The 15,057-nt window shown below is 59.9% G+C and carries 10 protein-coding genes; 2 read left to right on the top strand and 8 right to left on the bottom strand.

Features of this window, described 5'->3' with window-relative positions; genetic code table 11:
- Nucleotide 1 precedes the first annotated feature (1 nt).
- The 8 genes from OC445_RS00435 to yaaA form a co-directional block, all read right to left on the bottom strand.
- Complete coding sequence (locus OC445_RS00435) at nucleotides 2–1,450, bottom strand: alginate O-acetyltransferase (RefSeq protein WP_198791258.1); 1,449 nt, start codon at nucleotides 1,448–1,450, stop codon at nucleotides 2–4.
- A gap of 11 nt (nucleotides 1,451–1,461) precedes the next feature.
- Nucleotides 1,462–3,030: a mannuronan 5-epimerase AlgG gene (algG, locus tag OC445_RS00430; RefSeq protein WP_054921026.1), complete on the bottom strand. Its 1,569-nt coding sequence runs from the start codon at nucleotides 3,028–3,030 to the stop codon at nucleotides 1,462–1,464.
- Nucleotides 3,030–4,520, bottom strand: a complete 1,491-nt coding sequence (locus OC445_RS00425) for an alginate export family protein (RefSeq protein ID WP_054921029.1) — start codon at nucleotides 4,518–4,520, stop codon at nucleotides 3,030–3,032. The genes algG and OC445_RS00425 overlap by 1 nt, the downstream gene beginning before the upstream one ends.
- Entirely contained in the window at nucleotides 4,517–6,049 is a 1,533-nt protein-coding gene (gene algK, locus OC445_RS00420) for an alginate biosynthesis TPR repeat lipoprotein AlgK (protein ID WP_371262633.1), read from the bottom strand. The genes OC445_RS00425 and algK overlap by 4 nt, the downstream gene beginning before the upstream one ends.
- 17 nt (nucleotides 6,050–6,066) lie before the next feature.
- A complete protein-coding gene (locus tag OC445_RS00415) occupies nucleotides 6,067–7,233 on the bottom strand; it encodes an alginate biosynthesis protein Alg44 (RefSeq protein WP_034128707.1) in 1,167 nt (388 codons plus the stop codon).
- Between the two features lie 37 nt (nucleotides 7,234–7,270).
- Nucleotides 7,271–8,752, bottom strand: coding sequence for a mannuronan synthase (gene alg8 / locus OC445_RS00410; RefSeq protein ID WP_161794312.1), 1,482 nt, complete (start codon nucleotides 8,750–8,752; stop codon nucleotides 7,271–7,273).
- Between the two features lie 81 nt (nucleotides 8,753–8,833).
- A complete protein-coding gene (locus OC445_RS00405) occupies nucleotides 8,834–10,150 on the bottom strand; it encodes a nucleotide sugar dehydrogenase (RefSeq protein WP_034128705.1) in 1,317 nt (438 codons plus the stop codon).
- An 878-nt stretch (nucleotides 10,151–11,028) separates the two neighbouring features.
- Entirely contained in the window at nucleotides 11,029–11,808 is a 780-nt protein-coding gene (gene yaaA, locus OC445_RS00400; RefSeq protein WP_262019902.1) for a peroxide stress protein YaaA, read from the bottom strand.
- Nucleotides 11,809–12,049: 241 nt separating this feature from the next.
- Between yaaA and OC445_RS00390 the strand changes: the two genes are divergently transcribed.
- Nucleotides 12,050–13,174: a polysaccharide deacetylase family protein gene (locus OC445_RS00390; protein ID WP_089041350.1), complete on the top strand. Its 1,125-nt coding sequence runs from the start codon at nucleotides 12,050–12,052 to the stop codon at nucleotides 13,172–13,174.
- A gap of 339 nt (nucleotides 13,175–13,513) precedes the next feature.
- On the top strand, nucleotides 13,514–14,908 hold the full coding sequence (locus OC445_RS00385) for a PhoH family protein (protein ID WP_005785025.1): 1,395 nt from the start codon (nucleotides 13,514–13,516) through the stop codon (nucleotides 14,906–14,908).
- The last annotated feature ends 149 nt before the right edge of the window (nucleotides 14,909–15,057 follow it).

The following is a 15,057-nucleotide window of genomic DNA, read 5'->3' as shown; positions in this document are numbered from 1 at the left end:
CTCACTTCCCGAGTTGGGCGGTCTGCTGACCACCGCTTGGGAATACGTTGCGTGTGCAAATTTTCGCTTCAACCTTCTGCGCCGCAGTGCCCGCTTCGGGGCCCTGCACTTCCACGGCCAGCAAGTTCTGCGAGGCCCAGTCTTCATCGGTGCGCAGTTCAAAGGCGAAACGCCCGTCTGTATCGGATGTTTCGGGTTTCTCGATCTTGATGTCCTCGTGGCGCCCGTTCATGTACCAGAGGGTGGCTTGCAAGGTTTTCACCGACGGATCGGCGAAGCGGATATCGACCTGATGGTTGGCGTTGCGCAGGTCTTTGTTCGCGCTGTTGACCATCAGTTCGTTTTTGCCCGGTTTGAGCGTGGTGCTGGCCGACATCTGCGCGGTCTTGCCTTCGCAGCCGTTGTCCAGCAGCGCCATCATCTGGCGGTAGATGGTTTCCTGGTCGAGGCGGTACAGCGGCGAGAATTCCCAGATCAGGATCTTCGGTGGGCTCTTCTGGAATTCATCGCTGCCCAGGTACTGCAGCATCGAGCCTTCCAGGCCGCCGCCGGGGAAGGCGACGTTGAGGATGTCAGCGCCGATTTCTTCTTCCAGGAAGCCGGCGAAGTTGTAGTTCTTGCCGCTGTGGCTGGTGCCCACCAGGGTGATCTGCGGGTTGCCGGAATCGCCGAACAGGTCGCCGTCACCGGCTTCGCCCTTGGGTTCGGTGGTGAACTGGTCCATGTACTGGATCGCATAGCTGGTGCCGCACAGTTGCCCGGCCATGTTGTGCAGGGTGCCGGTCTTGCCCATGCGGCCCGAGCGCTTGGTCTCGAATTCACGCTTGGGAATCTCGGCATATTCCGGCATCTGCTTGACCTTGGCCGCGACGATTTTCGCGGTGCGCTGGGCGCCGTACGGGGTCCAGTGCTGGTCGCCACGGAAGTAGAAATCGTGGGCCGGCAACTCATCCGGCAGTTGCTCGTTGGTCAGCGGCGACAGGTCTGGCACCACGTAGCCCATCTTGGCGAAACGCCCGAGCATGGTTTTGTAGTTGGTCAGGGCCTTGTCGAAATCGTACTTGGCCTTTTCCTCAGGGTTGAGCTTGTTGCGGTTCACCAGGCCACGGGTCGGCTGGTAGACCACCACCAGTTCCACGCCCTTGCTCTTGAACGCATCGTGCAACTGCTGCATGCGCTTGTAGCCGGCCGGGGTGGTGTCGAACTCGGTGCGCAGGTCTTCCTGGGTACGGAACAGCCAGTCGCCCTGGGCTTGCACCAAGGTGGTGAAGTTCTGCTGGTAGCGCGTGGTGTAGTTCTTGGCGTCATGGGCGGCCGGGCACAGGCTGCAGCACGGTTCGGCGGTGAAGGTAGGGGCTTGCACTTCATCGGCGCGTACGCCCTGGCTGGCCGCCAGCAGGCCGAGGGTCAGACCCGAGAGGCTCAGCAGTTTGATCATGTGTGGGTGCATAAGGGTCATCCTCAGTCCTGCAATTCGGTCTGGCGTTCGACGGGGTCGATCAGCACGGCTTTCTGCTGGCGCACCAGCAGGTCGAGAATTTCTTCCTGGCGGTCACCCAGGATGCCGGAGAAGCTGATACCGCTGGATTTGGTCGGCGCCAGCATCGACACGCGATACAGCTCGATACTCAACGGCGAGTCGATAGACAGCGGCCCGCTGCCGTTACCCGCCAGTTCACCGCCAACCACGATCAGCGAGACCTTGGCATCGAACGGGTCGAGGGCGATGTCGCGGTCGGTGTCGGTCAAGTCCTTGATGTGGCCGTACACGCCGGTCAGGCCGTTGGCCATCGAGGTGTTTTCGTAGAGCTTGATGTTCACGCTGTTACGCACGCGGATCCCGTGGCGACGGTTGCTGATCACCTTGTTGCCCCACAGCAGGTTGTCGCCGCTCTCATAGAGGGTGATGCCGTCGGTGTGGTTGCGGTAGATCTCGTTGTCGGCGATCAGGTTGTTCACGCTGTTACGGTCGATCACCAGGCCCGAAAGCTTGTTGTCGTAGCTGCGGTTGTTGAAGATGAAGCTGTCGTTCACTTCCCGGGAAATGATGATGCCGTGTTTCTTTTTGGTGCCGTACACGGTGTTGTCCGCGATGATCAGGCCGTGGGAACGGTCATGGGGGTCAATGCCGTAGACGATGTTGTCTTTGTAGGTATTGCCCTTGATCACAAAGCCTGTGGTCTCGTAGCAGTAGAAGCCGTACCACATGTCCGAGAACTCGGAGTCGATGATCCAACCGGTCGGCTCGGGGCGCTTGAGCACCTTGGCCATGTTCGGCGTGTACTGGGAAATACTCACCCCGTACGACTTACTGTTGGCGTAGCCGAAGCTGGCCATCTTGGTCTTGGAGATATAGGTCTCGGTGCCGCCCCAGGCCAGCAGGAACGGGCGGAACTCCTTGGCTGACTTGAACAGCGCCGGGCCGTTGGTTTTTTCATCCCAGCCGGTGACCTTGGTGTCACGCACGAACAGCTGGCCGTCGTTGATCAAAAACGAGCCGGCTTGCTGGGACAGGCGCAGTTCCTGGGTGTTTTTGTCGATATCGAGGATGCCTTTACGGCCCACCACGATCGGCAACTTGGCCAGGAACACGCCCGGCGACGTTTCGCTGAAGTACTGCTTGGGCACCTTGCCCAGCAGGTCCTTGAGGTTCATGTAGCCGTCGTCGACAAAGATCGCCTGGGGAATGCCGTGTTGGCGCACCACCCATTCGGCCATCTTGTTATCGCCGCCGATAAAGTCCTTGAGTGCGTCTTCCTGCATCATGCGGCGGATGCTGATTTTGCCGACTTTGGTCTTGACGATTTTCTTTTCCATCGCCTGCGCGGTGTAGCCCGACAGGTCGGGCAGCGCCGGCTTGGCCATTTCCAACGGCGCGGTGGGCGGGCTGGAGATGGTGTAGGTTTTGGCCTGTTGCAGTTCCTTGGCGATGATCGGCGCCTTGGCCGCCGTATCGGCAAACGCTGTGGCGCTGGCCATCAGCATTGCCGCGACGAGTAGGCTTTGAGCATTCATGGCGCAGGCTCCCATCAGAATTTCCAGACCACGTCGACAAACGCGCGGTGCATGTAGGAGTCGACCTGGCTGCCATAGGCATCGCCGGGCTTGAACACACCGGCACGCAAACGCACCAGGGCTGAAGGCTCGTCGATCGACTGGCTCAGCGCGGCTGGCAGCAAGCCTTTCTTGAAGTACTTGGTGACCACCAGGTCCATTTCTTGGCCGAGGTCTTTCTTGCCGTCTTCAAGGGGCAGGGAGGTGCTGGAGAGGATCGCGCCGGTGACGTCATCGGTGTTGTTCTGCACCGCGTCGATGCCGTTGCTGCCCACCGGCTTGTTGCCGTCCACGCGCCAGAACTTGTGGTACACCAGGCTGGCGTCGTAGTCCTCGCGCAGTTGCCAGGAACCGAACAGGCTCATGGACTGCATGTTGTTCATTTCACCGCGAAACGCTTCACCGAAGCGATGCACGCGGGACTGGGTGCCGGTCCAGTTCGAACGGTTGCTTTGCAGGCCGTTCTGTTCGTACTCGGCACTGGCGCGCGAGTACGCGGCACCCACTTGCCACTGCGGATCCAGGCGCAGGCGCACGCCGATATCGGTGGCCCAGCCGCTCAGGTCATCGCTGCGCTTGGCGCTGGTGGGGCGTGTGCCGTCGGCGTTCAAGGCGTTGACCTTGTCGCGGTCGCCGCGCATGCCGGTGATGCTTGCCCAGTAGTTGACGGTGTTGGTGTTGCGCCAGTTGTAGGCGTCGCTGTTGGCTTCGATGCCCAGCCAGGTCAGGTCGCCGTTTTCGCGCTTGTCCAACGGGTCGCTGGCGACACCCGGTTCGGCGTAGTCGAGCTTGCCGTCGTCATGGGTGTGGTGGCCGCGCACGCCGATCCACTGGCCCGGCGTCCACTGGTAGGCAGCGTCGGCGTAGAAGTGCTGGCGGTCTTTGTCGACCGGCGACAGTTCCTTGAGGTCGGTGCGGTATTCGCTGAAACGTTCGGCAGCGCCGACGTTGGCCTTGAGCAGGGTGGTGTCGAAGGTCCAGTTCAACGCTTCGATGTTGGTGTCGCGCCACTGGCCGTCGTCATTGCGCAGGCGCTGGCGGCCGAACTTGAGGATCTCGCCGGGGTAGGGCGTGAAGCCGCTGTAGCCGACCCAGAACTCACGCAGGGCCAGGTAGTTTTTCTTGGCCTTGCGGTCGTCGTTGCTCGACTGCTGCTCGGTGGTGTCATCGGCCGACTGTTGCAGGGTGTCGGTCTCGATGATATCGCTGGAAACCACTGCCTGGCCCATGGCGTAGGCGCTCCATGCGCCGCTTTCGCCGTAGATCCAGGGGCGCAGGTCGAGGCCGATACCGTTGACGTCACCGCCTTTCTGGGTGCCGAGGTCGCGGTCATCTTCAGACTGCGCGGTGGCTTTGACTTCCAGGCCGAAGTTCTTGGCTTCGGTGAGCGCGGCCAGGGTCGGGCACGACCACAGCAGGGCGAAGGTCAGGCCGATACCGGCCTTGACGAATGGGTTGAGCTTCATAGGGATTCCTCGCCGTCTTCTTCTTGCAGGGCGTGCAGTTGCAGCGTGCTTTGGGCCAGGGTGCCGCGGGCGGCCAGTTCCTGTTGCACCAGGCGTTGGCCTTCGGCGCGTTGCTCAGGCGTCAGCGGCGCTTCGAGCTGGGTGGCCAGGTCATTGGCCTCTGGCGTGTCCTGGGCCTTGGCCAGTTGGCTGAAGACATAGGCGTTCAACGGGTCGGGCTTGGTGCCCTTGCCTTGGGAAAACAGTTGGGCAATGGCGAAGTCGGCGCTGTTCTGGCCGTTGCGCGCTGCGGTCAGCAGGTGGTCGAGGGCTTTTTGCGGGTAGACCTTGCCCAGGTAGCCACGGCGGTAAATCTGGCCGAGGTAGTAATCGGCGGCCACTTCACGGCCCACGGCTTTCTCGAAATGCGCCTCGGCAGCCTTGGCATCGGCCGGCACCCACTTGCCTTCGTAGTAGAGCTTGCCCAGCAGCAATTCGGCGCGTGGCTGGTCGGCGGCACGGCCGTTGTCGAGGTACTTCATCATCTGGTCGACATCGCCCAGTTCGGGGAAGTCGTAGAGCAGTTGCGCCAGGCTGACCCAGGACGCCGGGTAGCCAGGGGCGATTTTTTCCAGCAATGCCTGGGCAGTTTTTTCGTCCGGGGTACCGAGGGTGGCATCGCCGAGTACGCGGGCCACGCTGTCGACGCGCTGCGCAGTCACGGTGCCACGGCTGACGCCTGCTTCCATTTGCTTGAGCAGTTCGGCCTGTTGTTCCGGCTGCTGTTTTTTCTGATAGACCGTGGCCAGTTCGACGTAGCAGATATCGGTGGTGGTCAGCGCGGCTTTGCAGATGCGCTCCACATCATCCAGGTGCTGATCGTAGGTATCCTGGGTGCGATACAGCAGCACCTGGGCCAGGCCGGCCTCCGGGTAACCCGCCGCCTGCCATTGGCTGATCTGCTGTTGGGCATTCACGTTGGGAAAGCTGTGGGGGTATTGCAGGTACAGCATTGCCAGCGGGATCAAGGTATTGCCTTCACCATTGGCAAAGGCTTTTTTCAGCAGGCTTTCGGCTTCATGGTGTTCGGCCTCAGTGGCGCCGGGCTTGGCCGCCAACAGGCGACCCAGGCGTGCCTGGGCACGCGGCGACGTATCTGCCGCCGCACGGTAGGTGGCTTCGGCCTGTTTGATTTGCGCCGGGTCACGGGTGCCGACCTGGATATCGGCCAGGCCCACCTGGGCCTCGCTGTAGCCCAGGTCTGCCAGTTGCTGGTAATTCTGCTGCGCGGTGACGGTGTCGCCGCGCTTGAGGGCTTCGTTGGCCAGGCGCTGGTCGGGCAGGCCGGCGCAACCGGCCAGGCTGATTGCTAGGGCGATCAACGCTACCGAACCAATGTGGGCACTGCCTTTGTGGCGAGGGAGCTTGCTCCCGCTGGGGTGCGCAGCGCCCCCAAAAGCCGGCTCCAGCTGCGCTGTCGAGCGGGAGCAAGCTACCTCGCCACAGCAAGCCCGCTCCCACAGGGATTGTGGTGTTTTTGAGAGAGTCATCACAGGCATGTCCTCGCTTACAGACCGTGAGCCATGGCTTTGTCGATCAGCCAGTTCAGCGATGGGCCACGGTCGCTGGTGACTTCCACCGGGCGGCCGGCGTAGGTGCTGTCCAGCGGTGCATCAGGCTTGATCTGCACGCGGATGTCGGAGGACAGGTCGGCGCTGTTCAGGCTGGTGCTGCTGACGATGGTGCCGGTGCGAACCTGTTCTTCATCGGCGACCTGAAAGCTCACCGGCGTACCTGGGCGTACATCGCCAAACTGGCGGTAGGTGAAGCGGGCTTCAACATTAGCCTGGCTGCCACGTGGCACCAGTTGGAAGATCACATCGCCCTTGCTGGCGTACTGGCCGTCGGCGACCAGTTGCTGGGCCACCACGCAATCGCACGGCGAAGTCAGGGTGCCGGTCATTTGCTTGCCGAACAGTTCTTCGACCTTGGCCGGTTGCAACTGGTCTTCGTCCAGGTGGCCCTTGAGTACATCGAGCATGCTGGTGCTGAAAGTCGCCAGCGGCGCGCCCTTGGCTGCTACCGAATCACCCTTGAGCAGGCTTTGCACGGTGCCGTCACGGGGCATGGTCACGTTCATGCCCGGTACGCTGACGAGGCCGGCCTGGGCGTGGCTGACGAAGTACATGCCGTAGAGCGACTTGACCACAAAACCGAAGGCCGCCAGGCCCACCAGGAAGATCGCCAGGCTGAAGGTCACGGCGCGCAGGCGACCGAACGCGGTCATGCCGCTGCCGCCGTCCTTGACCTTGCGTGCCTTGGTGAAGTTGTCGCGTTGCAGGGTCGCGAGTACGTCGCCCATGGTCACGATGTCACCGGACAGGTGCGAGGTGATCAGGTGGCGCAGGGTGGAAATATCCTGGGCATCGAGGTTCTGGAACTGGCAACCGGTGCGGCCGGTCTGGCGGTCGTAGGAGCGAATCTGCAGCTCCACGTCCATGGCCAGGCCGAGGTTGTCGATCACGAACTGCAGGCGGCCCTTGTGCACTTGGCCGATGGTGAGCGGCTGGGTAGCGGTGAAAGCCAGGCCGCCGGCGGACAGGTCGATAACCTTTGCTTCGGTCGGCGTGCGGTCGCTGTTGAAGAAGCGCAGCTTGGCCGGGATTTTCACCCGGGCGTGTTGGCGCTGGGCTTCGGATTCGTGGACAACGTTGGCGTTTACTTGGCTATTCATCGGGTGTAATTCCTAGGTTAATTCAGGCTTGGCAGGGTCAGACCATCATCAGCAACACGGCAACGAAGATGCTGCCGGCGGAGAAGGTCATGGTCCGAGACGACCAGGTGTTGAACCAACGTTGAAAGCTGGCCAAATCGCGGGTCAGTTTGGTGTCCTGGCGGGTCCAGGACTGTTGATCAAGGCGGAAGAACACGTAGATCTTCACCAACGCGCCCATGATCTGGTTGTAATAGAGAATCAGCGGGTAGGCCGGGCCGATCTTGTGGCCGGAGCACGACAACAGCAGGGTGAGGATCAGGCGGGTAATGCCGATCCATAGCAGGTAGGCGAGGATGAACGCGCCGCCGTACTTGAAGGTGGCGATCATGGCCACGGTCAGGCCGAGCAGGGAGGTCCACATCGATACGCGCTGGTCGAACAGCACCACGCTGGTGAACAGGCCGAGGCGACGCACGCCCAGGCCCAGGGCACGGGAGTTCTGGCGCAGGTTGTTGCCGTACCAGCGGAACATCAGCTTGCGGCTGGCCTTGATAAAGCTCTTTTCCGGCGGGTGTTCCACGGTGTTGATGGCGGCGTCCGGCACGTAGAAGGTGTCGTAGCCCAGGCGCATCAGGCTGAACCAGCTGGACTTGTCATCCCCGGTGAGGAACTTGAAGCGGCCCAGGCGCCAGTGTTGCAGCGAGTCGCTTTCCACGTCGGCGATAAAGCCCGGGTCAGTCACTACGCTGGCGCGGAATACCGACATGCGCCCGGTCATGGTCAGCACGCGCTTGGACAGGGCCATGGAGCACATGTTGATGTGGCGTTGGGCGAAGCGCAGTTTGTGCCATTCGCTCATGATGTAGCCGCCGCGCACTTCGCAGAATTCGTTGGTGGTCAGGCCGCCGACATTGCCGAACAGCTGGAACCACGGCACGGTCTTGCGCACTACGCCTTCGGCCAGCACGGTGTCGCCATCGATCACGGCAACCACGGCGCGGTCGTCCGGCAGGTGACGCGAGATGGCGCGAAAACCGAAGGCCAGGCCGTCACGCTTGCCGGTACCGGCGATACGCACGAAGTCGAGCTTGACGTGAGCCGGCGGGTTCATCTTTTCCCAGAGGCTTTTCACCAGCAGCTCATCGGACATTTCCACCAGCGAGCACACCACGGTGGTGGGGAAGCCGCAGTCGATGGCTTCGCGAATCACCGAGCTGTAGACCTGGGCGGTGGTCAGCGCATCGATACGAAAACTGGTGACCATCAGGAACACATGGGACGGGTCGGCGGCCTTGCCCAGCTTGCGCACTTTGCGGCGCAGGTGCGGGTACACCACGTACAGGAACAGCATGCCGCGAAAGAAATGCGTCGCGCCCATCGAGTAGCGCCAGATACCCACGGCACCAATCAGGAAAATAAAATTCTTCGATTGCGAATCGAAGGTGCTCGCCGGCAACAGCAGGGCGAGCCCCATCAGCAGGCTGAGAAAGAACAGCCAGCCGGCAGATTGCAGAAATACATGTTTTAACTTGGACATAAGCGTCATCCGCAAGGTGAGGAGGCTTCAGGCTGCAAGCGCTGGGGTAAGCCACTGGCAGCCTGAAACTTGCCGTTGCTGTTACCAGCAAATACCTTCGGTACGGCCGCTCACGCTGGTGGCCTTGGACATGAAGCCCACCAGGTCGACCACTTGCTTGCCGTGCGGGGCTTCGTGCGCAAGGGCGCGGAACTTCTCGTCACGGTTACCGAGGATGATCACGTCGGAGTTGTTGATCACTTCGTCGAAGTCCGAGTTGAGCAGGGACGACACGTGCGGGATCTTGCCTTCGATGTAGTCCTTGTTCGCGCCGTGCATACGGGCGTACTCGACGTTGCTGTCGTAGATGCTCAGGTCGTAGCCCTTGCCGATCAGCATTTCCGCCAGTTCTACCAATGGGCTTTCACGCAGGTCATCGGTACCGGCCTTGAAGCTCAGGCCCAGCAGGGCGACTTTGCGCTTGTCGTGGCTGGAGACGATGTCGAAGGCGTTCTGCACTTGGGATTCGTTGCTGCGCATCAGCGAGTTGAGCAACGGTGCTTCCACGTCCAGGGAGCCGGCGCGGTAGGTCAGGGCACGCACGTCTTTTGGCAGGCACGAACCGCCGAAAGCGAAGCCTGGGCGCATGTAGTACTGGGACAGGTTGAGGGTCTTGTCCTGGCAGACCACTTCCATCACTTCACGACCGTCAACGCCGACGGCCTTGGCGATGTTGCCGATCTCGTTGGCGAAGGTGACTTTGGTGGCGTGCCATACGTTGCAGGTGTACTTGATCATTTCGGCAACGGCGATGTCCTTGCGGATGATCGGCGCGTCGAGTTCTTCGTACAGCGACTGCAGGACGTCGCCGGAGGCTTTGTCGAACTCGCCGATAACGGTCATCGGTGGCAGGTCGTAGTCGGCGATGGCGGTGGATTCACGCAGGAATTCCGGGTTGACCGCGACGCCGAAATCAACACCGGCTTTCTTGCCGGAGCAGTCTTCGAGGATCGGGATTACCACGTTGGCCACGGTGCCCGGCAGTACGGTGCTGCGCACCACGACGGTGTGGCGGGTGGTCTTGTCACGCAGTACAAAACCGATCTCGCGGCATACCGACTCGATGTAGTTCAGTTCCAGGTCGCCGTTCTTCTTGCTCGGCGTACCGACGCAGATCATCGACAGGTCGGTGTCGCGGATGGCTTCGGCGAAGTTGGTGGTACCGCGCAGTCGACCGGTTGCGATGCCTTGGCTCAACAGTTCGCCCAGACCCGGTTCAACGATGGGGGATTTACCCGCATTGATCAGGTCGATCTTGTCCTTGGAGATGTCTACGCCGACCACTTCATGGCCACGGGCAGACAGGCAACCGGCACACACGGCGCCAACGTAACCCAAACCAAATATGCTGATGCGCATCGCAATTACCTCTATGTTTAAATCATGCCATTAGATGGCCGGAGTTCATGTTTGCAAGCGTCACTGATGCCGCGAAAGTTAGGCGAATAGACGCCGACTTACCGCGTGCAGGCATGTTAAATAGCGAGTGACTAACTATTGCACTCAAGTTGTGCGCAACGTGGCCTTGTTATTGGGGCTTGCCCTGAAATGCAGCCGGTTTTCCATGGCGGAAGGGGCCGGCGCCAGTGCCGCAGGGCTTTGATACAGGCAAGAAGCCTTTTGATATCAACGCCTTGGGTGTTAACACTGGCTCATTTAGGTCAGCGCTGCCTTGGCCTTTAGGGGTTGGCAATGAGTCCTTATCGCCGCCCTCAACTCAATCAGTTGATGATATGACCCTCGAGCCAAAGTGCTTTATGACAACTTGGCTACTTCCATTGGTCGGTATGTAAGTCATCTCTTACGTAAACAGAGAATTTCGTTACCGGTGGTATGAGCGGTGCTTCAAGACGAAGTTCCGGGCCGCTCATCCCCTTTCCGGAAATTTTTTGAAATATTAGAAAAGATGGCACTAGTACTATATTGATAGCACTTGCTATTTAGGCCAGTAGTTATGGGGAGTTGGTGCGAGAGGATAGTTTTGTGCCACTACCGTTAAAAAAAAGTGGTGCCACTACGAAAAAAACCGACGAGTGTCGAGTGAAGAAATTGTTAGAGATGTGTCTTGATATTTTTTGACGTCAAATAAATGACGATTGGTGGGGTGAAATGCAGGCAAAAAATGTGGGAGCTGGCTTGCCTGCGATAGCGGTGTATCAGCGACATGTGAGTCGGCTGACCCTCCGCTATCGCAGGCAAGCCAGCTCCCACAGTTGATGTTGGTGGCTGTACAGGCCTTATTCCGGTGCGTGATCGCGCAAAAACACCAGGTTATCCGGCTTGGACTGCTCCGCATTGAAGCGATAGCCCTGTACATCGAACTGCTTGAGCTGGGCCGGATCGTTGATGCGTTCTTCAATCACAAACCGGCTCATCATGCCCCGAGCTTTTTTCGCGTAGAAGCTGATGATCTTGTACTGGCCGTTCTTCAGGTCCTTGAACTCGGTATTGATGATCCGCGCGTTCAAGGCCGTGCGCTTGACCGCCGAAAAATACTCATTGGACGCCAGGTTGAGCAGCACATCGTCGCCTTGCTCGGCCAGGGCTTCATTCAACCATTCGCTGATGCGTGTGCCCCAGAACGCGTAAAGGTCCTTGCCGCGGGCGTTGGCCAGCTTGGTGCCCATCTCCAGGCGATACGGCATCATCAGGTCCAGCGGGCGCAGCAGGCCGTAGAGGCCCGAGAACATACGCAGATGGTCCTGGGCATAGCTGAAATCGGCCTCGCTGAAAGTCTCGGCATTCAGGCCGGTATACACATCGCCCTTGAACGCCAGCAGCGCCTGCTTGGCGTTGGCCGGAGTGAAGGCCGGCGTCCAGCTGCCGAAACGCGCAGCGTTGAGGCCACCGATCTTGTCGGAGACGTGCATCAGCTCACTGATTTGCGCCGGGCTCAGTTCGCGCAGTTGCTCGATCAGTTCCTGGGAGTGGTCCAGGTACTGCGGCTGGGTGAAGCGCGCAGTGACCGGCTTGGACTCGAAGTCGAGGGTTTTGGCGGGGGAAATCACCATCAGCATGAAGTTGGCTCCTGGAATCGTGGGGGGATTCTAGGGGGTTGGAGCGTTCGACTCCACCTATCAAGCCGATAGGCCCCGGTTTTTGTAGGAGCGAGCTTGCTCGCGAAAGTCGTCAACGAGAATGCTGGCAGACTGAATAGACGCGGTGCCCGGACGTTTTTCGCGAGCGAGCTCGCTCCTACACAAAAAGGGCGGACCAGTCCGCTATGATGGGCGGTAACTCTGTAGAGGGAGACCTCGTGTGCGATTAGCGCTTTTATTGTCCGCTTGCCTGCTGTGCCTGAATGCCCAGGCCGCGCCGGTGGATGTCGCCAGCCTGGACCGTAGTACCTGGCCGGAAAAACTCGCCAGCCCGGCGCTGTTCGATGTGGCTTCGCGTGCGGAGATCCTGATGTTCGCCCACGGCCTGCTCGCCAGCGAAGCCCTGGACGACGCGGCGCTCAAGCAACGCCTGGGGCTGAAGAACATCAACCTGGCCGCCATCGGCGACCTGCGTCGCCAGCTCTGGCAACGGCTGTTGGAGAACTACACATTCGCCCAGCAGAGCTGCGAAGAAGACGCCTCGTTCTGCTACCTGGTGGAAAACATGGACGACCTGCGTGAGCAGGCCGGCAAGTTCGAGGTCAGTGACAACTCTTTCTATATAGGCTGGGCCGCCCCCAGCCGGCACTTTCACGAACGCTATCTGGACGAGTTGTTGCGCAAGGCCGCGCTGTTTCCGCAGATCAGCAGTGAAGTGGCGCGCTTTGGCGATCATGAGCGCAACGGTGATGAACTCAATGACCGGATGTTTTTACTGACCTTTGACGGTGGCCCTGCACCTGTCAGCGGCAATACCGACTGGCTCACCGATTACCTGCGCAAGCAAAAGATGAACGCGACGTTCTTTGTCCTTGGCAGCAGCTTGCAAACCCGTGTGGAGCGCAGTTCCGCCGCCGATGTGCAGGCGCTGTACCAAGGGCAGTGCGTGGGGCTTCAGGGCTGGCAGTACCGCTCCCACAGCCATTGGGTCGACTGGCAAAGCTCCATCACCCGCAGTGCCGGGCTGGTACAGAACCTGATGCCGGAAAACTATGTGCCCTTGTTCCGCCCGCCGTATGGGCAGCGCCGCGCGGACAGCCAGGGATTCTTCCAGCAACAGGGCCTGCAAGTGGCGTTATGGGACATCGACTCCCAGGACGAGCCGGGCAAGCTCAAGGCCGATGAGTCGGCGCAACGGGTGCTGACATTGATGCTGCTGTGGCGCAAAGGCGTGATCGTGTTTCACGACACCCAGGACAAGGCGCGGGTGGCATTGCCGATGGTGTTGCAGGCTACGGCGCAGAGTGGCTTGGGTTGGCAGGAGTGTCGCGAGGCATTTCGATGAGGTGCCCGGCTTTGCTGGGGATGGGGTGTTTTCGGGGCGATTTGATGCGACATTTCGATGCAGGCGGACTTCCGACTTTAACGGGGTACATGGCACTCGGCTAGTGCTATTCGTCATCCTGAAAAATAAACTTCAAAAAAGCGTCAAAGTGCTTTTTCCTGTCATGGGTTTTGCGGTATTACGAAGTCAGACCGCCGAAACCTGCAACACAGGTGGCGTCTTCCAAGACTCCGCATGTGGGCACTGCACTTGACGTCCCTCAGGTGCACTCGGTGGTCGAATCGAGGCGCAGCACCGCCCAGGTATTGCGTCGAATGGCTCCCACAAAGGTGACCGAGTATGGATGATCATGGACGTAACCCTTCTTCCGACCAGCCAATCCTTTATGTGCTTGATACCAACGTATTGATCCACGATCCAAATGCACTGCTGAACTTCGAAGAACACCACGTCGCCATCCCGATGATCGTGCTTGAGGAGCTCGACAAACTCAAAAGCGGCCACCACAGCGTTGCCGCCGAATGCCGCCAGGCCATCCGCCTGATCGACAAGACCCTGGGTGAAGCTTCGCCCGAGGACGTCGAGGTCGGCGTGCCCATCCAGCGTGGCAAGAGCGGGCCCAAGGGCTTGCTGTCGATCCTGATGAGCAAGCGCAGCGAGCCCAACAGCCTGCTGCCGGAAAACCTGAACGACAACAAAATCATCAACCAATTGATCGACCTGCACGCCCGCGACAAGGACCTGCGCGTGGTGCTGGTGACCAAAGACATCAATATGCGCCTCAAGGCACGAGCGTGTGGGATCGCTGCCGAGGACTACAGCACCGACCAACTGGTCGACGACGTGTCGATGCTCTCGCGTGGTTATCACATGATGACCGGCTCGTTCTGGGACCGTGTCAGCAAGGTCGAAACCCGTCAGGACCACGGCCGCACCTGGCACCAGGTACAGCTGATCGACAACCTGCCGGCCGTGCATATCAATGAGTTCATCGTCGACGAACAGGGCTTCGTGGGCTGGATCAAAGAGATCCAGGTCGACAAGCTGCTGATCCTCGACCTGCATCAGGAACCCCTGTTGCACCAGGAAGCCTGGGGCCTGAAACCGCGTGATATCTACCAGAGCCTGGCGCTGTATGCGCTACTCGATCCGGACATTCACCTGGTCAACCTGACGGGCGCCGCAGGTTCGGGGAAAACCATCCTCGCCCTGGCCGCCGCCATCGAACAGACCATGGTGACCAAACGCTATCGCCGCATCATCGCCACCCGCAGCGTGCAGGGCCTGGACCAGGAAATCGGTTTCCTGCCCGGTACCGAGGCGGAAAAAATGGAGCCGTGGCTGGGGGCGATTACCGACAACCTCGAAGCCTTGCACATGGATGACGAAAACACCCATGGCAGCGTCGACTACATCCTCAGCAAAGTGCCGTTGCAGTTCAAATCCCTCAACTACATCCGAGGTCGCAGCTTCCAGCAAAGCCTGATTCTGATTGATGAATGCCAGAACCTTACGCCGCACCAGATGAAAACCATCATCACCCGTGCCGGCGCCGGTTCCAAAGTGGTGTGCCTGGGCAACCTGGCGCAGATCGACACCCCTTACCTGTCCGCGACCAGCTCCGGGCTGACTTACCTGACGGAACGCTTCAAGGACTTCCCGAACGGCGTGCACATTGCGCTGCAAGGGGTACCGCGTTCGATTCTGGCTGAATACGCCGAGTCCCATCTGTAACTGCAGCGAACCTGCGACGAAAAGCCCCGGATTTTTCACGAAGTCCGGGGTTTTTGTTTTGTGCGACATTTGCCTGCGTTAACGCGTCCCGGGTGCTTGTGGTCTCTGTAATTATTTTGTTACATTTTTTCTTGCGATAAAAACTATAA

The sequence above is a fragment of the Pseudomonas sp. Pse35 genome, from assembly GCF_024519715.1.
Taxonomy (GTDB): domain Bacteria; phylum Pseudomonadota; class Gammaproteobacteria; order Pseudomonadales; family Pseudomonadaceae; genus Aquipseudomonas; species Aquipseudomonas paracarnis.
Note: the sequence above shows the minus strand (reverse complement) of the source record. Positions and strands in the feature narration are given on the sequence as shown.

What these genes read in the sequence shown, in the direction of transcription:
- OC445_RS00435 (WP_198791258.1), bottom strand. Translation starts at nt 1,450, where the DNA reads ATGCACCCACACATGATCAAACTGCTGAGCCTCTCGGGTCTGACCCTC.
- algK (WP_371262633.1), bottom strand. Translation starts at nt 6,049, where the DNA reads ATGACTCTCTCAAAAACACCACAATCCCTGTGGGAGCGGGCTTGCTGT.
- alg8 (WP_161794312.1), bottom strand. Translation starts at nt 8,752, where the DNA reads ATGTCCAAGTTAAAACATGTATTTCTGCAATCTGCCGGCTGGCTGTTC.
- algG (WP_054921026.1), bottom strand. Translation starts at nt 3,030, where the DNA reads ATGGGAGCCTGCGCCATGAATGCTCAAAGCCTACTCGTCGCGGCAATG.
- OC445_RS00405 (WP_034128705.1), bottom strand. Translation starts at nt 10,150, where the DNA reads ATGCGCATCAGCATATTTGGTTTGGGTTACGTTGGCGCCGTGTGTGCC.
- OC445_RS00385 (WP_005785025.1), top strand. Translation starts at nt 13,514, where the DNA reads ATGGATGATCATGGACGTAACCCTTCTTCCGACCAGCCAATCCTTTAT.
- OC445_RS00425 (WP_054921029.1), bottom strand. Translation starts at nt 4,520, where the DNA reads ATGAAGCTCAACCCATTCGTCAAGGCCGGTATCGGCCTGACCTTCGCC.
- OC445_RS00415 (WP_034128707.1), bottom strand. Translation starts at nt 7,233, where the DNA reads ATGAATAGCCAAGTAAACGCCAACGTTGTCCACGAATCCGAAGCCCAG.
- yaaA (WP_262019902.1), bottom strand. Translation starts at nt 11,808, where the DNA reads ATGCTGATGGTGATTTCCCCCGCCAAAACCCTCGACTTCGAGTCCAAG.